The following is a 20,224-nucleotide window of genomic DNA, read 5'->3' on the forward strand; positions in this document are numbered from 1 at the left end:
CCTATCCCTCCTGGTTACTATTAATCCCAATTAAAACGGTAATATTATCTGGTCCGCCGGCATCATTTGCCATTTTTATAAGTTGCGCACATTTCTCTTCAAGCGGTATCGGCAATTCAAGTACCTTGATAATCCGCTCCTTAGAAACAGTCTTAAACAAGCCATCAGAACACATTAACAGTTGATCACCCTCGTTTAATTCAAAGCGATTTACATCAACTTGTGCATCAGGAGAGATTCCAATTGCCCTTGTAATTATATTGCTCTGGGGTAGCTTTAGTGCTTCATCTTCTGATATATCTCCCGTTTTTACCAATTCATTAACCAATGAATGATCTACTGTAATCTGCGTTAATAGGTTTTGATGAAGGATATATCCTCGACTATCACCAATATTAGCAACCACAACCGCATCCTTAAATGTAATAGCGGCGACCATTGTTGTTCCCATCCCCTGCAAGCGAAGATTACGTTTGGATTGCGCTAAGATTTTATTATTGATTAATTGAGTTTCACGAGCAAACCAGCGGATCCCCTCCATTGAAGTCTGCGGGGGCCGTTTTTTAAACTGACTCCCCAAAGTCGCAACTGTTTGCTCTGCAGCGATATCTCCGCTACGATTGCCACCAATTCCATCAGCAATAACCATTAATTGATTGCCTAGCTTGTCAGTAAACATAGCAACCCGGTCTTGATTTTGCTTTCGTTGATGGCCGATATCTGTTTGATAAGCAGCTTTCATTAATTTATTATATTCCCTTCTTAAGGCTACTGATGAAGAAGCCATCAGAATCAAAGTCACTCGGTAATATAGTTAAAGTTGGTGAGTGACGATTATCCTTAACTTTTCGTGCAGTTGTTGTTTTTACTAACTCAAACTCCGGATGTTCAGCTAAAAATGCTTGGACAGTATCATCATTTTCTTGTCGTAAAATTGTGCACGTGCTGTATGTGATTATACCGCCTTTTTTAACTTTTGCGGCAACCGCATTTAAAATTGCTAACTGAATCTTATGTAATTGCTTACTATCATTTAGCGTCTTTGTATAACGAATTTCTGGTTTCCGGCGTAAAAGTCCGATCCCACTACAAGGTGCGTCAACTAAGATCTTGTCAAAACTTTCATCATCAAAAAGTTGATCAACTTCCCGTGCATCAAGGGCATGAGCTGTAACTCGCTTTTCAACTCCTAGTCGACGAGCATTCTTTTCAATCAATCTAACCTTGTGTTGGTGAATATCAAGCGCATCAATATGCCCGTCTTCATCAGCGAGAGTTTCTGCTATTTGAACAGTCTTCCCACCAGGAGCTGCACAAGCGTCCAGGACTTTATCACTCGGCTCAATATGCATGCTTTCCACGGCTAACATGGCACTTTCATCTTGAATAGTGATTTCGCCATTTTTGAAGAGATCGGAATTGATAATTTCACCTTTAGTAATTACTAAGGCATTTTGAGCAACTTGGCTTTCTTGATATTCAATTCCAGCAGCATCCAAAGCTTGTTTGACGGTCGGAAGGTCCGTTTTGGCGGTGTTAACCCGAATTACTTGATGAGCTGGCTCATTAATTGATTGAAGTATTTTTTCAGTATCTTCTTCGCCATATTCCCTAGTCAGCTCATTGACTAGCCACCGTGGCACACTATTTTCGATACTTAACCGCAAATCACGTTCATTAATTTGTCGCAGGTCAGGTAATCCTTTCCGCAAAATGGCATGTAAAACACCAGTAACAAACTTTCGAATACCTGGATTTCCTCGGCGTTTAGCTATTTCAATACTTTCGTCAGTTACAGCCCACTCTGGAACTCGTTCTAAATAATGGTACTGGTAAAGTGCAGACAAGAGAAGCGTCTTTACCCAAGGATCAAGCCGTTTTTCCTGGACAAACCCATTTAGCCAATATTCAAGGGTAAGTTTATGCTGCAAAACACCATAAATAATATTGGTTGCCAACCGGCGATCTTTATCTGCCAACGGGTACTTTTTTAATAACTGGTCAACCTGCAAGTTTGAGTACGCACCATTTTCGACAACCCCTTCAAGCGCCACTAAAGCTAATTCACGCGCATTTTGCGGTTGAAATTTAGTCTTCACTTACAACTTGGCCTCCCTCTGTAATATCTTTATGTCCATTAAGGTAGGATGTAATATCCATCGCCTTTTTCCCTGCTGGCTTTAACTTATTAATTTGGTATGTCGTTCCATCTCCAGCAGCAATTACTAATTGATGTTTCGTGACCCGCACTGCTTTTCCTGGTTCAAGGTCTGTTTTTTCTTCTAATGGGGTCACATCGTAAATTTTTGTACGTAATCCATCAATAACCATGTTACCAAGAGGAGCCGGCCGTAATCCCCGCACCTTCGCATCAATTAACCGTGCTGGAAGTCGGAAATCAATTTGTTCTTGTTCACTAGTAATATTGGGAGAAAAGACTACTTTATCTGGATCCTGAGCGACCGGTTTAACATCCCCGTTAATAAGTTTAGGCAGCGTTTCTAGCAGTAAGTCTCTTCCTAGCAAACTAAGCTTTTTAAACATAGTGCCACTATCATCAGTGTCTTCAATTGGAATAGACCTTTGTGAAATAATATCTCCCGCATCCATCTTTTTAACCATGTACATAATGGAGACCCCGGTTTCTTTATCACCATTAATAATGGAATATTGAATTGGGGCCCCTCCACGATATTTTGGCAGTAACGAACCGTGAACATTGATTGCCGCAATTTTAGCAGCCGCCAATAACTTTGTTGGAAGGAATTGCCCATAAGCAGCAGTAATCATTAAGTCAGGCTGCAAATTAATAATTTTCTCCATTTCAGGACTTTTGCTGAGTTTAGCCGGCTGCAAGACTTCGATATTATATTGTCCAGCTAACTCTTTAACTGGCGATTGATGAAGAGTACGTTTCCGGCCGATATGGTGGTCTGGCTGGGTAAGAACTGCTTGAACATCGTATTCTGGATTATCAATTAAACTTTGCAAAATCGGAACAGCAAACTCCGGTGTTCCCATAAAAACGACTGATGTTGACATTAATAACATCCTTTCTTTTACATAAAATACTGTGGATCAGGATCGATACTTACTTGGACATCCTTAAAGCCGCGACTTTGCGTATCTTGAAGAATATCAAACAATAACTGATGCAAGTAAGGATCCTTCTTATATTTGATGACAATTTGGTAATAGTAACGACGCTTCATTCGGGCAATTGCTCGCGGGGTGGGGCCAAGAATAACCGTTGAAGATAACAACCCCTGCTTTAGGCGGCCATAGATATCTGCCATTGCCCGGGCTGCTTTGGCTTCTTCAGGATGACTAGCCATCAAACGAACGGTGTAATAGTATGGCGGATAACTGGCTTGTCTTCGCAGCATCATTTCCTGCTTAAAGAATTTTTCGTAATCATGTGTTTTGGCATCTTGAATAGCGTAATGATCAGGGTTATATGTCTGGATAATAACTTTCCCCTGCTTATTTGCCCGACCAGCTCGACCGCTAACTTGGCTTAACAAATCAAAAGTCTGTTCACTAGCACGAAAATCTGGTAAGCCTAGACCAGTATCAGCATTTAAAACCCCTACTAAGGTGACATTAGGGAAATCAAGTCCCTTTGCAATCATCTGGGTTCCTAATAAAATATCCGCTTGGTGTTGACCGAACTGGCGCAATAATTTTGCATGCATTCCCTTCCGCCGGGTAGTATCAACATCCATGCGAATAATCCGGGCCTGGGGTAATAATTGATGCAATTCTTGCTCAACTTTCTCTGTTCCGGTCCCATAATAGCGAATCTGATGACTATGGCAATTTGGACATTCACGGGGGATTGGTTCTTCATGACCACAATAGTGACATTTCATTGTCCGCGTATCCATGTGAAGCGTCAAAGAAATATCACAATTAGGACACTTTAAAACATTTCCACAATCACGACACATCATAAAGGACGAAAATCCCCGTCGATTTAGCATTAAAATACTTTGTTCGTTCTTTTGCAGGCGGTCATTTAATTCACTCAATAGTTTCTGAGAGAAGTTACTCTCCCCGTACTTTTTAATTTCATCCCGCATATCAACCACTTCAATTGGCGGCAATTCCTGTTTGTTTACCCGGTGAGGAAGACGCAACAAGTGATAAACATTTTTTACTGCTCGTGCACGACTCTCCAGACTAGGAGTAGCCGAGCCGAGAACTACAGGCGCTTGATTATATTTTCCTCGCCATTTAGCTACTTCACGCGCTTGATAACGGGGTGATTCATCTTGTTTATAACTAGATTCATGCTCTTCATCAAGAATGATTAGTCCTAAATTAGTCAACGGAGCAAAGACTGCTGAACGAGCGCCCACAACTACTTGCGCTTCTCCACGCTCAATCCGCCGCCATTCATCATACCGTTCCCCGTTCGATAAACTACTATGTAAAACAGCAACCTTGGAACCAAATCGTCGCCGCACACGGTTAACAATTTGAGGCGTTAATGAAATCTCGGGGACAAGCATTAATGCTGTCTTTCCCTGTTGAAGAGCATTAGCAATCGATTGCAAGTATACTTCTGTCTTGCCACTCCCCGTAACTCCTTGTAAGAGAAAAACTTTAGGGTCATGATTGTCGATTGCTTGATTAATCTGGTTAACGGCATTTTGTTGATCGGCGTTGAGCTGCAGAGGGGCTGCTAAATGAGCATCATCAGGAGTGCCCTGCATAGCTAAAGGTTGGCGATATACTTCGACTGGTGTTTTTTCTAGCCATCCCTTCTGTTGTCCCTGATTGAAGGTGGCTGCTTTTAAACCAGTTTTATGTTCAGCATCCTTTTGCTTAACAACTTGACTGCCAATTGATTGTAAATATGAAAGAAGGCGGTTTTGAGCATGAGCATTGGCATGAAGGGATGCGCGCTCATCTTCCAGTTGTTCAAAGTTAAGTAAAGAGCGAATACCAGTCACAGTTTTAGCCTTGGCCCGATCTTCCACTTGGTATTCAATCGTTATCTTTCCTTTCTTTTGCAGTTTGAACAATTCACTTAAAATTGACGGTTTATCTTGTACCGCCGCCATCTCTAATTCATCTCGACCACGAAAAATATCAAAGGCAACATGTTCGTCTACTTCATCTACAATTCGAATAATTCTGGTGGTCTTAGCCTTCAATAAGTTAGGCAACATCGTATATAAGCAAGAAATCCAAAAAGAATAAGTAGTATCAGCCAACCATTTGCTAAGATTCATTAATTCAGGATTAATTACCGGTTGAAGATCCATTATCGCCTGAATCGGTTTAAGTTCTCCCTCATATTGGGATGCATTGTCAAGGGCAACAACGAATCCTTGAACAGTCCGTTTTCCCTTTCCAAAAGGCACAATCACTCTCATCCCTACTTGGATTTGTTCTTCAAGCTTTGGCGGAATCTGATAAGTATATGGTTGATTTGTTTGCATTGTTGGAACATCAACAACTACCTGTGCCAACTCTGGCATTTAATCACCTGACTTTAATTTTGCACTAACTAGCTCAATAATCTCGTTTGCAATTTTAGCTTTAGATTGCCGGGCTAATTTAATTGGCGTTTGATTTTTTTGTAAGATGGTCACTTGATTCTGGTCACTGCCAAATGCCCCTGCATCCCCTGCCACGCTGTTTGCAATAATCATATCTGCATTTTTGCGAGCAAGTTTACGGTTAGCATTTTCCAAGAGATCATTTGTCTCCGCTGCAAACCCAACAACGTATTGACCGGTTTGCTTCATCTTCGCAATATTCTTTAAAATATCAATCGTTTCAGTGAGCGTAATGGTAAGATGCGGGTCACCATCTTTTTTCTTAATCTTATGACCAACTGTTTCAACTGGTCGATAATCAGCAACCGCGGCCGCCATGATTAAAATGTCTGCTTGCAAAAATCGTTCTTTTAAACTGATGTATAAATCTTCAGTTGTGGTTACACGCACAACTTCAATCGCTGGTGTTTGTGGAAGTGGGACCGTAACTTGACCGGCAATCAAGGTTACCTTAGCTCCTGCTTGAACCGCGGCGTTGGCAAGTGCAATCCCCATTTTACCAGAGGACCGGTTACCAATAAAACGAACAGGGTCAATATTTTCACGTGTTCCGCCCGCAGTAACAATCACGTGCTTGTCCTTTAAAGCTTGACTGCTTGTTAAAAAGTCTTCTATATATTGGCAGATTGCTGCCGGCTCTGGTAAACGCCCGCAGCCAGCATATCCTTCAGCTAATCTTCCGCTAACTGGCGGCATAATATTGACCCCGTCTTGTTTAAGCTGAGTAATGTTTCGTTGAGTTGCAGGGGCCAACCACATATGGCTATTCATTGCTGGAACTACAATTCTAGGGGCACTAGTTGCTAATAAGGTGGTAGAAACAGCATCATCAGCCAGTCCCGTTGCCATTTTAGCGATTATATTTGCTGATGCTGGTACCACCACTGCTAGTTCTGACCAATCAGCTAGCTCAATATGAGGAATAGGTGTTAAATGCTCATCCCATAGATCAGTAAGAACTGGTGCTTTCGTCAAGGCAAAAGGAGTAGCAGGAGTGACTAACTTAGTAGCGGCGTCAGTCATTCCTACGCGAACCTCATGTCCCATTTTTTGCAGGCCACGCACTACTTCGATCCCTTTGTACGCAGCGATACTGCCTGTAAGATACACTGCAATTCGTGTCATTATGTCACCTCAACTTATTTTTTCTTAATTGATTATAGCATTTTTAGAAGCAAAAAAGGGGCCAGTGACAATCCTGCCCTAGTCCCTTACTTTTGTTTATCCAGCTTATTTTAATCCTGTAAGTCTTCAGTATGATCAGGATCGATCGTAACTTTTTCAGCCAAAATCTCTTCAAGGGCCTTCCCAACTGACTTGCTTGAATCATAATGTTCAAGCAATGGGGCAGCTCCTGCATCTAATTCGTTGGCACGCTTACTAGCAAGCATAACTAATGAATAACGAGAATCAATATGTTTTAACAATTCATCAACTGATGGAAAAAGGATCATTTTTCGGCATCTCCTAACATTTCAAGATAACGTGGCATTACACGGGTAACACGAAGCCGTTCAGTACGAATAATGTCTTTAATCTTCTCAACTGCATTTGGTACTTCGTCATTAACTACTGCATAATCATAGTTTTGCATCATTTGAATTTCGCCAAATGCTTTATGAATCCGTTTATTAATGACTTCCATACTATCAGTTCCCCGGTGAATCAATCGTTGTTTTAATTCATCCAAATCAGGAGGGGTTAAGAAAATAAACACGCCATCTGGGCACTTAGACCGTACTTGCATTGCTCCGTTAACTTCAATCTCAAGGAAAACATCTTTCCCTGAATCCAAGGTCTCATTAACATATTTTAATGGGGTACCGTAATAATTGTCAACATACTTAGCATATTCCAACATCCCACCAGTTTGAATTTGGTGTTCAAACTCTTCTTTGCTTACAAAGAAATAATCAACACCATTAACTTCTCCAGGACGTGGTTTTCGAGTTGTCATCGAAATTGAATATTGAAAATCATTATCATTTGAATCAAAGATAGCTTTTCGAACAGTTCCCTTCCCAACCCCGGAAGGACCTGAAAGAACAATTAACATTCCACGATTTGCCATTATAACGCTCCTATTTATTTAATCGTATTAATACTATAATGCACTAGATTAGAACTGAAATCAAGCACCTGAATAACAAAAAATTATTGAGCTTTTTGCTTGCATTTCTGAATGTATGTTCGTATACTATAATCAAACGAATGTTCGGAGGCGCGATTATGCAAATTGAACAAAAGTCTATTTTTAAATTTACGCCACAAATTATTAGTAAGAAGCTTCGCCATATTTTTGAAGCAACACCTGCTGACGATCAGCAAGCAGGGTTGCTTACTCCCCAACCTGCTAAACAACGACAATTATTTTTAAAACGAGCTATCAAAGATAAGATTACAGCAACGTTTCAGCTAATGCCAATCAACCATGATGGCTATCCTGTAAACGTTACTGGCAATATTGCCCAATTAGCAAATAGCAATCGATACCTTATTACAAATCAAAATGTGAGTTACGTTGTTAACTTTGATCAAATTAGATACATTGCAAATTTATAATATTGGATTTAAAGAGAGGATGAGGAAAAATAATTTTTTCTCATCCTCTACTCATTTATTGAATAATAGCAAGATAACGTGGAATTAGCTTCGCGTCGTTACAAGGCTCTTTCTCACTTCTCTTCCTTTACTTTGCCATATTAAGCAATTCTTGCGCATGCTCTTTTGTCAATTGGGTAATCTTTTCACCCGATAGCATTCGCGCAAGTTCTTCAACCCGATCGTTTTCTTTCAATGGCGTAACTCGAGTAGTTGTCCGGTCATCATGGACAGATTTCTTAATAAGAAAATGGTGTTGCGCAACCGCTGCTACTTGTGGCAGATGCGTGATACATAGTACCTGCGAATGTTGAGCAATCAAGCGAATCTTATCAGCAATCGCTTGGGCAACTCGTCCGCTCACCCCAGTATCAACTTCATCAAAAATGATACTAGTAACGCCTTCCTTTTGCGCAAAGATTGTCTTCAAGGCCAACATTACCCGTGATAATTCACCACCAGAAGCAATCTTTGCTAATGGTCCCATCGATTCTCCTGGATTAGTCCGAATATAAAATTCAACCTGGTCAATTCCCGTCGGTGTAAACTGTTCCCGACTTTGATTGGCAAAGTGAACTTCAAATTCTGCTTTTTCCATATAAAGCTCTTTAAGCTGCTGGTGAACTTTTTTACCGAGTTCATGAGCAGCTTTTTGTCTTACCTGGCTCAATTTACGACCGGTCTCTCGAATCCTATCTTCAGCTTCTGCTAACCGTTGCTCTAGATCACTGCTAGAATCAGCCGCGGCTTCCATCGAATCGAGCTCTTTTTTGATCTTATCATAATACTTCAAAACGTCTGTCAACGTATCACCATATTTATGTTCAAGATCGCCGATAGTAGTTAGCCGTTGCTCGATCTGAGCTAACCGTTCATCATCAAATTCAAGCATGTCTAATTGCTGACTAGCCTCATTTGCCACATCTTGAAGAGCGTAATAAGCATCATTAAGCGCCTTACTAAGATTATCATAAGCATCATCAAATTCAGCAATTGCATTAATCGAATCCATCACCGTGGCAACCTGATCTAAAACTGGCGCCTGATCACCTTCATTAAAGGTCGTCACAGCTAGTTGAAGGGCATTATTAATTTGTTGAAAGTGTTCTAACCGGTCACGTTCACTAATTAATTCATCTTCTTCATTTTCTTTTAGATTAGCTTCTGCAATTTCATTAACTTGGTACCGAAGCATATCCAATCGCTGCGCCCATTGTTGTTCATTTGCTTGTTTTTTATTTACGGCAGCTTTGAGTTTAGAATAAGCTTGATACTCTTCCTGATAGTTTTGAAGCAATGGCTGAACCTCTTTAGCCGCAAATTGGTCGAGCATTCCTAAATGAGTCTCAGGCTGCATTAATTGCTGGTGCTCATTTTGTCCTTGAATATCAACTAATCCCGCCCCGATTTGACGAAGCATCGCCGTGTTAATCAGTTGCCCATTGATCCGGATAATATTACGACCATTACGATGAATTTCCCGAGAGACAATTAAAATCCCATCTTCATGGTCAATTCCTAGCGATTCAAGTAGATTATCAAATTCAGGATCATCAGGAATCGCAAATTGTCCTTGAAGACTTAATTTTTCTTCTCCACGGCGAATAAATTCCTGCGACCCACGACCACCGGCCAACAACCCGACTGCATCAATAATAATTGACTTTCCGGCACCAGTTTCCCCCGTTAGAACAGTCATTTGGTCAGCAAAAGTTAAGGTTAAGTGCTTAATAATTGCTAAATTATCAATCGTCAATTCTTGTAACAAAAATTTTCACCTCGCCTAGTCGAGCATTGCATTAAGCTTTTCTTCTAATTTAATTGCTGCTTCTGGAGACATACAAACTACAAGGACATTTCCATCATCACCAATTGTTGTGAAAACCGTTGGAAAATCCATTTTGCGAATTAAGGTAGCTACTACCGGGCCATTCCCGGGATGAACCGTTAACGCTAAAAAACAGTCATTACGTTTTAATTGTTCCAAACTGTCTTGAAGTGTTTGTGCTAATTGGTTTTCATGTCCTTGGTGATGATATGCTGGCAAGCCATAACGATAGCCCCCGTTATCAGCAGGAATCTTTATCAATTGCATTTCTTTAATGTCGCGCGAAATAGTCGCTTGAGTAACTGTCAATCCCATTTCACGCAGGCGCGCAACAAGATCTTCTTGTCGCTCAATGCTCTCATTAGTAATGATTTCCCGAATTTTTTGTTGTCGTTCTGCTTTTTTCATGGATTAAGTCACCTTTATTTATTCCTTATGATTCAAATCATCATCCGCGGCTGCAATAACCTTATCGATATTTACTTCTTCGGCAACGATTCCAGGATTTTCACTTAGGCGCAAATGAACTAAAAATTCCATATTTCCTTGTCCCCCTTTGATTGGTGAATAGTCTAATCCAAGGATGTCGAAATGATCTTCACGGGCAAAAGTCAGTACTTCTTCCAAAACGGCCCGGTGAACTTTATAATCATGAATGATCCCATTTTTGCCAACATGCTCTTTGCCCGCTTCGAATTGCGGCTTAATCAGCGCTACTACTTCACCACCCATTTTCAGTATCTGTGCCAAGGGTGGCAAGATCAAACGAAGGGAAATAAACGAAACATCAATCGAAGCAAATTCTGGTTGGCCACTGGTAAAATCTGCTAACTTGCTGTAACGAAAATTAGTCTGCTCCATAACAACTACCCGGGGATCCTCCCGTAATTGCCAAACTAACTGATTAGTCCCGACATCAAGAGCGTAACTTAACTTTGCCCCATTTTGTAACATTACATCAGTAAAGCCACCAGTTGATGAACCAATATCTAAAACCGTCTTATCCTTAACTGAAATATCAAAAACCTTTAATGCCTTCGCTAACTTCAAGCCGCCCCGGCTAACGTATGGCATTTTATGACCTTTCATGTGAAGGGTTGTGGTAATTGGAATTTTTTGTCCTGGTTTATCTAATCGTTCATTATTTTTGCCAAGAATTTCTCCTGCCATCACTGCCCGCTTTGCTTGTTCGCGAGAGTCAAACAGCCCTTGTTGGACTAATAATACATCTACACGTTCTTTTTTCATAATCCCTTTCCTTATTTAAAATATGCTAAAAAGTCATCATAACCAGCAAATGACTTACCAGTAAGCTTTTCAAGATTCTTTTGATTTTGGCTAGCAGCCGTTAAAGCTATCTGTAACTGTTCCTTTGCGCCATCTACACCGAGCAATCCTGGATAAGTATTTTTTTGTTCATCAGCATCTTTATGAACGGCTTTTCCCATCGCTTCAGTAGTACTGAGAACATCCATTAAATCATCATAGATCTGAAATGCTAACCCGTAGTTTTCACCAAATGCTGCTAGCTCTTGTTTAATTTCAGCAGATTGATCCATCATAATCCCACCTGCCAAAACAGCATAGCAAATCAATTCCCCCGTTTTTTGACGGTGCAAGTATCTCAATTGGTTTAAAGTTAAATGTTGGTGTTCGCCTTCAATATCCCGCGCCTGACCAGCAACCATTCCAGACGGTCCCGCGGCTTTTGCAAGTTCAAGGGTTAATTGGCTCCGAACATTAGCTGGAAGGTGATTATCGGCAACCCACTGAAAGGCCAACGTCAATAATCCATCCCCTGCTAAAGTTGCCATTCCCGCTCCAAATTTGCAGTGATTAGTTGGTTTTCCGCGGCGTAGATCATCATTATCCATCGCCGGAAGATCATCGTGGATTAATGAATATGTATGAAGCAATTCCAATGCAGAAGCCGCACGTAGCAGATCATCATTAAGCGTGCCACCCAGCATCTCAATCGTTGCAAGCGTCAATGCTGGACGCAACCGTTTGCCCCCAGCCATTAGGGAATAATTCATGGCATCCCTTAAAGTTGCCTGATCAACATCTGCGGCCAGTGACTTGCTGAGATAGTTTTCAATCTGTTCTTTTAAAATCGGCAATGGTGTACTCATCTTTTTCTGCTCCGTTGCTTATTGTTCATCAGAGCTACCAAATCCACGGTTACCACCGCCATTGTTGCTTGGGTCATCGGTTTGTTTTTCGTAGACTTTTTCATCGCCATTATCGTCAATTAAATGACCAAGCGTTTTTTCAGCATTTGTTAGTTTAGTTTGTAATTCCCTAGAAAGCTTGATTCCTTCTTGAAACTGTTGAAGGGCTTCTTCTAGTGGCACATTTCCCTGTTCAAGGTGATTAACGATCTGTTGTAATTGTGCTAATTGTTCTTCAAATGTTGGTTTTGCTGTTGCCATCTTAGTGCTCCTTTACCTTTTTTATTTCTGCTTGAACCTCCCCGTCATCAAAATGCAGGTGAACATTTTGCCCAACCGTTAATTGACTGGCATGATTAACAATCTTTTCATCACTCGTTACATACGTATATCCCCGACTCATAATTTTAAGGGGACTCAGTGAATCTAATTGTTTAATAAGAGTCGTCACTTGTTGCTTCTTTTCATTTTGGTTGGCAAGGGAGGCTGTAACTAATTGTTTTTGCAGCTGATTAACTAACTGTTCTTGTTGTTGAACCCGGTGCAGTGGAGAAGCCGCCGTTAAACGCCCGCTTAATCTTTCCACATTTATCCGCATGTCTTGCATTTTATTTTGCGCTGCTTGACCTAACTGTTGAGTTAGTTGGTCAACCTTTTGCGCATAATTTTCGTACAGTCTTTCCGGTTGCTGAAAAATATAGCTTTGCAGCTGTTTATTCAATTGTTGACGGTCAAAATTAATTTTGGTTCGCATCGTATTTAATAAACGATTCTGATCATCTTTAAGCGTCAATAACACATCGTTTAATTTTACCGGCGTTGCTAATTCAGCGGCGGCAGTTGGGGTTGCTGCGCGTTGATCAGCTACGAGGTCGGCAATTGTTGTATCTGTCTCGTGACCAACTGATGAAATTACCGGAATTTTACTATTGGCAATTGCACGGGCAACTACTTCTTCATTAAAAGGCCATAAGTCTTCCATTGATCCCCCACCACGACCGATAATAAGGATATCAAAGTCTCCACGGTCATTGGCACGATTAATTTGCCTAGCAATATCAGCCGCTGCCTTATCTCCTTGAACAACAGTGGGGTATAAAACAACTTGGGCAATTGGATAGCGTCGCCGAACAGTCGTATTAATATCCCGGATAACAGCCCCGTCAATACTAGTAACAACTGCAATTCGTTTCGGAAACATTGGGACCTGTTTTTTAGGCAAATTAAATAGACCTTCAGCACTCAACTTCTTTTTTAGTTGCTCAAACGCTAAGTATAAAGAGCCCAGACCATCTGGCTCCATCCGGTCAATATAAATCTGGTAACGGCCACTTTTTTCATACAAGCTTACATGACCGACTACACAAACCTTCATCCCCTGTTCAGGAGTAAATTTAATTTTCCGAAATTGATGCTCAAACATTACAGCATCAATCACGGCATTATCGTCTTTTAAACTAAAATACTGATGCTTTTGCCGTAAACGAAAATTAGAAAGCTCGCCAGTTAAATAAACCGTATGTAAGTAAGGATCCCGATCAAACTTCATTTTCAAATACTTAGTTAGTTCACTAACTGTTAAATACTGGCTTCTATCCATGGTGCCTCCACTGCGCTAAATCAACTGTTTGTTCCATCAAAGTTGCAATCGTCATCGGTCCTACGCCACCTGGAACAGGAGTGATTGCCTGAGCTTTTGCCTTTACCGCTGCAAAGTCAACATCCCCCGTCAATTTACCATCGCTTAAACGATTAATTCCCACATCGATTACTACTGCTCCTGATTTCACATCTGTCGCCTTGATAAGGTTAGGCACACCAGTAGCTACAATCAAGATATCTGCTGTTTTCGTTAAAGCAGAAAGGTCACTAGTACTTCTTCCAGCCATTGTCACAGTTGCGTTAGCGTTATTTAAAAGAGCTAAAAGAGGCTTGCCAACTAAAATACTCCGGCCAACAATAACCGCATTTTTTCCTTGTAAATCAATATTGTATTCTGCTAACATCCGCATAATTCCGCGAGGTGTACAAGCCACGGGATAATTACCATGCTGATTAGCAAATAATTTCCCTAAGTTTAGAGGATTAAGGCCATCAACATCCTTAGCTGGCAATATAGCATTGGTGATTACTTCTGGATCCAATTGAGGAGGAAGAGGTTGTTGAACGAGAATGGCATCAATTGTGTCATCATTATTCAGCTTTTCAATTTCGGCAAGCAGCTCATCTTGGCTAACATCAGCAGGAAATTTTTTTAAAACTGAATTGATCCCTAACTTAATAGCCTTATTATGCTTGTTTCGGGTATAGATTAAGCTCGCTGCATCATCACCAGCAATCACGACTGCAATTCCCGGGATTATATTTTGTTTTTCTTTTAACTGTGCTACTAGTTCTTTCGTCTGGGCGTTGATCTTTTTAGCAAGGGCCTTGCCATCAATAATTGTCGTCACAGTGATTCCTCCTCGTTAAATTTCCATTTTATATTCTACCATAATAATATTGCGCTTAAGCAAAAAAGGAGTGGAATCAGAAGTTTATCACTTCAGCTTTTCCACCCCATAATTATTGTTAACAGTAATATCAATTATTTTCGTTGACTTGTTTTTCAAATTTACCAAGGGCTCCATTGATAAATTTACGCGACTTATCGCTACTGAATGTTTTCGTAAGTTCCAATGCTTCATTAATCGCTACTACTGTTGGAACATTTTCAGCGTATTGAATTTCAAATAGAGCAAGCCGTAAAATCACTAAATCTGGCTTTGCTAAACGGTTAATCGTCCATCCGCTTGCCAAGAGATCATTGATTTGTTCGTCAAGCTGATCTTGATGTTCCCGCACCCCGTTTACCAAAGTTAGTAAATAAGGCGGAATTTGCTTTTCATCATGATGAGGAATCGCCTCGTATACAGTTTGAATATCAGCTTCAGGATCTGATTGCAAAGCAAAGAGAACTTGGAAAGCCTCCTCACGAATCATGTGTCGGTTCAAACTCATTTTATTCACCAGCCTCGTCGTTAAGATGTTCGCCAAACAAGTCATTAGGGTCTACTTGTTGGTCTTCTTTAGATGTTACGATTCCCTTAATATGAACATTAACTTCTTTTACTTTTAAGTCAGTCATTAATGTGATTTGTTGTTTGACCTTATCTTGAATCATTGCCGCTACTTTAGGAACAGAGACACCATATTCAACATAAACATCCACATCAAGTGATAATTTTTCATCATTGCTGGAAAGCTTTACCCCACGCCGGCGATCAGAGCGTCCCAAAAGTTCACTTACGCTATTTGCAAATGAACCATACATCTTTGAAACACCATCGATTTCACTTGCGGCAATCCCCGCAATAATTTCTAAAACTCGTGGCGAAATTTGAATTGTCCCGAGTGACTTGTCTTCACTACTTAAAACAATCTTTGATTCTTCAGCCATCGTCAGCCCTCCAATTTATTTCTTCTCTTAATTATAGTAATCATTTCTATTCTGCACTATGTTCGAACAAATTGCAACAACTTGGTCAATTAGGAACCTAGCGACAATTTAGAAATTAACCGCAAATTATGATTATACCAGTCACGAACGACTAAATCGAGACTAGATGAGGTAAATTGCCCGAAATTAATTGATTTAAATTTTTCCAACGTCTTCAAGAAACAGTCTGCCTGTTGAATAGGACTAGTATACTGCGCAACCGTCACATGCCCTGAAATCGTTGGATATCGTTCTTTTAGCAACAAGTCATGTAACGGTAGTTCTTTCCTAAGTGCATTCCGTAAAGTTGATAACTCTGCTGAATAATACCCTTTTACAAGAAGCACTCCTGAACTAGTGATTATTCCTGCTAAACGCCAGTGAATCGGCCCAACTTGTGAAATAATCTGCCCTACTACGTTTTTATATTTTTCCTCTTCAAATGTTGAGAGCGAAAAGTCAGAGCTAGCTGCAATAAGATCAATAATCGTAATATGCAGGTCAGCAGGAGAATAGAAGTATTGGTTAGGTTCAATTGCAGCCAATTTTTGCAGGCAAAACATAATATTACGGCTAACATGCGCAGGCAGTGAAGCCGTACTCACCGCATATCTTTATCAGGATTTAGTAAGTTACGATCTAGCTGTTCTTGATGATTTCTAATTGCCAGCATTCCCTGTTGATTAATATTATTATATAGAGTAGTAAGTTGCATACTATTTTCCTACGATTATTAGGTCAGTTGGCGCCTTCGTCAGCACTTCAACTCCACCGTGAGTAACCAGAATATCATCTTCTATCCGGACCCCGCCAATTTCAGGAATATAGATATTAGGTTCAACAGTGATAACTTCATTGTTCCGCAATTTAAGATTTTGAGCACTAGGTCCATAGCTAGCAGGCAATTCATGAACCGATAAGCCTATTCCATGCCCCATTCCATGGTTGAATTCATCCCCATAACCCGCTATTTCGATTAATTGCCGTCCCACAAAGTCAAGTTGGTCTCCTCGTTGCCCAACATGAGCAGCTTGAATTACAGCTTCACGCGCCTCATTGACAATTTGATAAACATCACGTAATTCTGGATCAATTGAACCAACGGCAAATGTTCTGGTCATGTCTGCCGTATAGCCATTGAAGTAGTAGCCGAAATCAACAGTAACAATATCGCCGTCTTCAATTACCTTTTTTGAAGCCGTTGCATGCGGTTTGGCCGCATTTTTGCCACTAGCGATAATTGTCGGAAAAGAGGCCCCTCTTGCTCCATGCTCCTTCATCCAAAAATCAAGCAAGTTCGCAACATGGCGCTCTGTCATCCCAGCGTGAACATTTTCTAAAAGGTACTGGTATCCTGCTGAATGTAAGTCTGCAGAAGCACGCAAAGCATTTACTTCATCACGATCTTTAATCATTCGCATTCGTTCAATTTGTTGGTGGAAGGGAACGAGATCTGCCGCCATCTGCTCATCAAGCACATCGAATAAGGCGTAAGTAACTGTATCTTCATATCCAAGAACCGTCACTTTCATCCCCTGACATATCTTATTAAGTGAACCGTAATAGTCACGGGTAATCATTCCCACAACTTCATCATTTTCAAATTCTTCTAATGCAAGTTGGTACCGGTCATCAGTAATAATAATCGCATTATCTTTTGTTACTAAGAGGTATCCATCGCCTTCCATAAGGTTAAAACCAGTAAGGTAATAAATGTTTTTTTCATCCGTTACCAAAAATGCATCGATATATAATTTTTCAAATTTTTTCTGTAGACGTTTAATTCTAGACATAGTACATTTCCTTTAATACTGCCGGTTAGAGTAATCACGAGGGCCAAAGATAGCTGTCCCAACCCGCACACAAGTTGACCCTTCTTCTACCGCTATTTCATAATCATGGGTCATCCCCATACTAAGAACATCTAATTTTAATTGATCATTTTGGTTGTTCATTTCATCGCGCAATTCACGTAGTCGGCAAAAAATCGGCCGTGTTTTTTCTGGGTCATCATAATAGGGAGCACTAGTCATTAATCCTCGCAACTTTACATGTGACAATCGAAGACTTACCTCAGCTAATTCCATGCAATCTTGCAAAGTTGGCTTAACCCCAAATTTACTCTCTTCTTCTCCAACATTAACTTCAATTAGAATCGGAATTATTCGATCGTGCTTTTTCCCTTCTTTTTCGATCGTATTCATTAGCTTAAGGGAGTCAACCGATTGAATCATTGTAACGTAATCAGCAATGTATTTAACCTTATTACGTTGAAGGTGGCCAATCATATACCAGTTAATGTCTGCTGGTAATTCATCATGCTTTTTGGCTAATTCCTGAACATAATTCTCACCAAAATTGTTCCATCCTGCTTTGTAAAGTTCTGCAATATCTGCTGCCGGATGATTTTTACTAACTGGTAACAGTTGAACATCTTGGGGATCTCGACCGCTGCGCTTGCATGCAGCAATAATTTTTTCTTGGACTTCTTTAGCTTTATCAACAATCGTCATTAAACATTATGCTCCCTTCAATTGTGGGTTAATTATATTCTTACATTATAGATTAACATATAATGAAAAATTATTTTAAAAATAAAAAGACTACTATTTCACGAAGAAAAGTAGTCTTTTTATAATTATTCGGCAACTGGGTAAACTGATACCTTACGCTTACTGCGACCCATGCGTTCAAATTTAACAACACCGGCTACCTTAGCGTATAATGTATCGTCTCCACCACGACCCACGTTTTCACCTGGGTTGATGTGAGTACCACGTTGACGGTAGATGATAGATCCAGCAGTTACGATTGAACCATCAGCAGCCTTAGTACCAAGACGACGACCAGCTGAGTTCCGACCGTTAGCAGTGGAACCACCCCCCTTGTGGTGGGAGAAGAATTGCAAATCCATAATCATAGTTGTTCACCTCCAGCAATGAACTTTAATTAAACATTTTTACTTCAATGTTTTGTGGATAGCTTTCCTGGATATCACACAATCCATTTAACAAAGTTTTGAGAAGGATCTGACTATCACGACCAAGATCTAATCCTGTAACTTCTAGAAAGCCACCATTATCATTATCTTGTTTAAGGTGAGGCTTTGTATGAACAACTTGTTCAAGCCCGTTCACCGTTGAAATAGATAATGCAGAAACTGCGGCACAAATAATATCCTGCCCATATGGACCAGAGTCAGCATGCCCAGTCATTTTAAAAGAAGTGATCCGCTGATTCGAATCTAAAGTAAACTGTGCTCGAATCATGACCTCACCTCCACATTAAGCGTTGATCTTGTTGATAGTAACCTTAGTGTAAGGTTGACGGTGACCTTGCTTAGTGTGAGTGTGCTTCTTAGGCTTGTACTTGAAGGTAACAACCTTCTTTTCCTTACCTTGCTTATCAACAGTACCTTCAACAGAAGCACCGTCAACTACAGGAGTACCGATCTTAGTGTCGTCTCCACCGACAAAGATAACTTGATCAAAAGTTACCTTGTCACCTTCCTTAGCATCAAGCTTTTCAACGTAGATAGAAGCACCTTCTTCTACCTTGTATTGCTTACCACCAGTAACAATAATTGCGTACATACTTTGTGCACCTCCTTAATATCTCAGACTCGCCGTACTAAGCAGCTAAATAAGCTTTAGACTTAATAACGTGCGGTTGTAGTTGTTGGTTCACAAATACAACGTTTGTATAATATCAAATATTATTCTCTTCGTCAACCATAATCTCCACTTTATATAACGAAAAAAGACCTTGAAAAATTTTTTTCAAAGCCTCTTTTGTAGTAGCTATTAAATCTTTTCTAAAGTTCCTTCTAATTCACCATCAAAAAAATTAACCAAAGAAACATTCTCGCTACTAAACTGATCCAACATTTTTGCCACGCTTTGTGTCATGTAACGTGGAGTATAAATCATGCCATCTTCTAGCCATCGACTTACTAGGCCAAGAAATGCTGAGTCAATAAAGGAAATCTGCAAATTAAGCGGGACTTTCAACTGTTGGTTCTTATTCACTTGCTCATTAAAGTGTGTCATCTCATTTGCTAACCGATTGTAGAGTTGTTCATAAAAGAAGTTATTCTTTTCATTATTTAATAGAACATCAAAAATATCGGCGTTATTTTCGATATACTGAAATGCTTTGTGGAGTGAAAACACCTTTACCGTCCGTTCTTTCGAAAAATTACTATCGATCATTACTTGGTTGAAGAAATCGTCAATAATCTCTTGGATTGCTGACTGAATAAAATCTTGTTTATCCTTATAGTGAAGATAGAAAGTTCCTCGGGTGATGTTGGCAGTTTCAGTAATCTTTTGGACGCTAATATCTTCAAGCTTTTCACGTCTCATCAGATATACAAGAGCTTTGCGCAGACTATTACGTGTTTTAATTACACGCGGGTCTGTCTTATTAGCAGCCATTTAATCATCATCCTTCCATCATACAGCTTAAGTCCTTTCTACTTTCGTACTTCTACTATATTTAAAGTATAGTTATCATGAAAGCGTTTTGTCAACGAAAGTGCCGGCTTTACCTTAATAAAATAATTATATTAGATTAT

Annotated in this window: 24 protein-coding genes and 1 other annotated feature; of the genes, 1 reads left to right on the forward strand and 23 read right to left on the reverse strand. The window is 40.1% G+C overall.

Annotated elements, in window-relative coordinates; translation table 11 throughout:
• Position 1: 1 nt before the first annotated feature.
• The 7 genes from SH603_RS06760 to gmk form a co-directional block, all read right to left on the reverse strand.
• A complete protein-coding gene (locus tag SH603_RS06760) occupies positions 2-742 on the reverse strand; it encodes a Stp1/IreP family PP2C-type Ser/Thr phosphatase (protein WP_169471011.1) in 741 nt (246 codons plus the stop codon).
• Between the two features lie 7 nt (positions 743-749).
• The gene (gene rsmB, locus SH603_RS06765; RefSeq protein ID WP_169472658.1) at positions 750-2,099 is read right to left on the reverse strand and encodes a 16S rRNA (cytosine(967)-C(5))-methyltransferase RsmB; all 1,350 of its coding nucleotides are present in this window, start codon (positions 2,097-2,099) and stop codon (positions 750-752) included.
• The gene (fmt, locus tag SH603_RS06770; RefSeq protein WP_169471009.1) at positions 2,089-3,042 is read right to left on the reverse strand and encodes a methionyl-tRNA formyltransferase; all 954 of its coding nucleotides are present in this window, start codon (positions 3,040-3,042) and stop codon (positions 2,089-2,091) included. Before fmt ends, rsmB begins: the two co-directional genes overlap by 11 nt.
• A gap of 17 nt (positions 3,043-3,059) precedes the next feature.
• Positions 3,060-5,489 carry a primosomal protein N' gene (priA, locus tag SH603_RS06775; RefSeq protein ID WP_321533703.1) on the reverse strand — a complete coding sequence of 810 codons (2,430 nt, stop codon included), beginning with the start codon at positions 5,487-5,489 and terminating at the stop codon, positions 3,060-3,062.
• Positions 5,490-6,695: a bifunctional phosphopantothenoylcysteine decarboxylase/phosphopantothenate--cysteine ligase CoaBC gene (gene coaBC, locus SH603_RS06780; protein WP_169472660.1), complete on the reverse strand. Its 1,206-nt coding sequence runs from the start codon at positions 6,693-6,695 to the stop codon at positions 5,490-5,492.
• Between the two features lie 110 nt (positions 6,696-6,805).
• A complete protein-coding gene (gene rpoZ / locus SH603_RS06785) occupies positions 6,806-7,024 on the reverse strand; it encodes a DNA-directed RNA polymerase subunit omega (protein ID WP_321533704.1) in 219 nt (72 codons plus the stop codon).
• Positions 7,021-7,641: a guanylate kinase gene (gene gmk / locus SH603_RS06790; RefSeq protein ID WP_003663856.1), complete on the reverse strand. Its 621-nt coding sequence runs from the start codon at positions 7,639-7,641 to the stop codon at positions 7,021-7,023. Before gmk ends, rpoZ begins: the two co-directional genes overlap by 4 nt.
• Positions 7,642-7,781: 140 nt before the next feature.
• Between gmk and SH603_RS06795 the strand changes: the two genes are divergently transcribed.
• Positions 7,782-8,132: a hypothetical protein gene (locus SH603_RS06795; protein ID WP_169472661.1), complete on the forward strand. Its 351-nt coding sequence runs from the start codon at positions 7,782-7,784 to the stop codon at positions 8,130-8,132.
• 127 nt (positions 8,133-8,259) lie between these two features.
• On the opposite strand, the gene recN is transcribed toward SH603_RS06795, so the two are convergent.
• The 16 genes from recN to SH603_RS06875 form a co-directional block, all read right to left on the reverse strand.
• Positions 8,260-9,939, reverse strand: a complete 1,680-nt coding sequence (gene recN / locus SH603_RS06800; protein WP_321533705.1) for a DNA repair protein RecN — start codon at positions 9,937-9,939, stop codon at positions 8,260-8,262.
• A gap of 15 nt (positions 9,940-9,954) precedes the next feature.
• Positions 9,955-10,407: an arginine repressor gene (locus tag SH603_RS06805; protein ID WP_099979660.1), complete on the reverse strand. Its 453-nt coding sequence runs from the start codon at positions 10,405-10,407 to the stop codon at positions 9,955-9,957.
• A gap of 18 nt (positions 10,408-10,425) precedes the next feature.
• Positions 10,426-11,247, reverse strand: coding sequence for a TlyA family RNA methyltransferase (locus tag SH603_RS06810; protein ID WP_169472663.1), 822 nt, complete (start codon positions 11,245-11,247; stop codon positions 10,426-10,428).
• 11 nt (positions 11,248-11,258) lie between these two features.
• Complete coding sequence (locus tag SH603_RS06815; RefSeq protein ID WP_169478334.1) at positions 11,259-12,131, reverse strand: polyprenyl synthetase family protein; 873 nt, start codon at positions 12,129-12,131, stop codon at positions 11,259-11,261.
• A gap of 18 nt (positions 12,132-12,149) precedes the next feature.
• Entirely contained in the window at positions 12,150-12,431 is a 282-nt protein-coding gene (locus SH603_RS06820) for an exodeoxyribonuclease VII small subunit (RefSeq protein WP_113896326.1), read from the reverse strand.
• A 1-nt stretch (position 12,432) separates the two neighbouring features.
• Positions 12,433-13,770, reverse strand: a complete 1,338-nt coding sequence (gene xseA, locus SH603_RS06825; RefSeq protein WP_113896325.1) for an exodeoxyribonuclease VII large subunit — start codon at positions 13,768-13,770, stop codon at positions 12,433-12,435.
• Entirely contained in the window at positions 13,763-14,623 is an 861-nt protein-coding gene (locus tag SH603_RS06830; RefSeq protein ID WP_035153159.1) for a bifunctional 5,10-methylenetetrahydrofolate dehydrogenase/5,10-methenyltetrahydrofolate cyclohydrolase, read from the reverse strand. Before SH603_RS06830 ends, xseA begins: the two co-directional genes overlap by 8 nt.
• 130 nt (positions 14,624-14,753) lie before the next feature.
• A complete protein-coding gene (gene nusB / locus SH603_RS06835) occupies positions 14,754-15,170 on the reverse strand; it encodes a transcription antitermination factor NusB (RefSeq protein ID WP_003663865.1) in 417 nt (138 codons plus the stop codon).
• A 1-nt stretch (position 15,171) separates the two neighbouring features.
• The gene (locus SH603_RS06840) at positions 15,172-15,609 is read right to left on the reverse strand and encodes an Asp23/Gls24 family envelope stress response protein (protein ID WP_003663867.1); all 438 of its coding nucleotides are present in this window, start codon (positions 15,607-15,609) and stop codon (positions 15,172-15,174) included.
• A gap of 89 nt (positions 15,610-15,698) precedes the next feature.
• Positions 15,699-16,253, reverse strand: coding sequence for a 2'-5' RNA ligase family protein (locus SH603_RS06845; protein WP_419182113.1), 555 nt, complete (start codon positions 16,251-16,253; stop codon positions 15,699-15,701).
• A 111-nt stretch (positions 16,254-16,364) separates the two neighbouring features.
• The gene (locus SH603_RS06850; protein WP_321533706.1) at positions 16,365-17,441 is read right to left on the reverse strand and encodes a Xaa-Pro peptidase family protein; all 1,077 of its coding nucleotides are present in this window, start codon (positions 17,439-17,441) and stop codon (positions 16,365-16,367) included.
• Between the two features lie 12 nt (positions 17,442-17,453).
• Positions 17,454-18,161 carry a YggS family pyridoxal phosphate-dependent enzyme gene (locus SH603_RS06855; protein WP_169472667.1) on the reverse strand — a complete coding sequence of 236 codons (708 nt, stop codon included), beginning with the start codon at positions 18,159-18,161 and terminating at the stop codon, positions 17,454-17,456.
• Positions 18,162-18,286: 125 nt separating this feature from the next.
• A complete protein-coding gene (gene rpmA / locus SH603_RS06860) occupies positions 18,287-18,568 on the reverse strand; it encodes a 50S ribosomal protein L27 (RefSeq protein ID WP_003664006.1) in 282 nt (93 codons plus the stop codon).
• A 25-nt stretch (positions 18,569-18,593) separates the two neighbouring features.
• Complete coding sequence (locus SH603_RS06865; protein WP_169472668.1) at positions 18,594-18,917, reverse strand: ribosomal-processing cysteine protease Prp; 324 nt, start codon at positions 18,915-18,917, stop codon at positions 18,594-18,596.
• 15 nt (positions 18,918-18,932) lie between these two features.
• A complete protein-coding gene (rplU, locus tag SH603_RS06870; RefSeq protein WP_003664009.1) occupies positions 18,933-19,241 on the reverse strand; it encodes a 50S ribosomal protein L21 in 309 nt (102 codons plus the stop codon).
• A gap of 15 nt (positions 19,242-19,256) precedes the next feature.
• Positions 19,257-19,329, reverse strand: a sequence feature (ribosomal protein L21 leader region).
• A gap of 122 nt (positions 19,330-19,451) precedes the next feature.
• On the reverse strand, positions 19,452-20,084 hold the full coding sequence (locus SH603_RS06875; RefSeq protein WP_321533707.1) for a TetR-like C-terminal domain-containing protein: 633 nt from the start codon (positions 20,082-20,084) through the stop codon (positions 19,452-19,454).
• Positions 20,085-20,224 lie beyond the last annotated feature (140 nt).

Source organism: Limosilactobacillus reuteri (genome assembly GCF_034259105.1).
Taxonomy (GTDB): domain Bacteria; phylum Bacillota; class Bacilli; order Lactobacillales; family Lactobacillaceae; genus Limosilactobacillus; species Limosilactobacillus reuteri_G.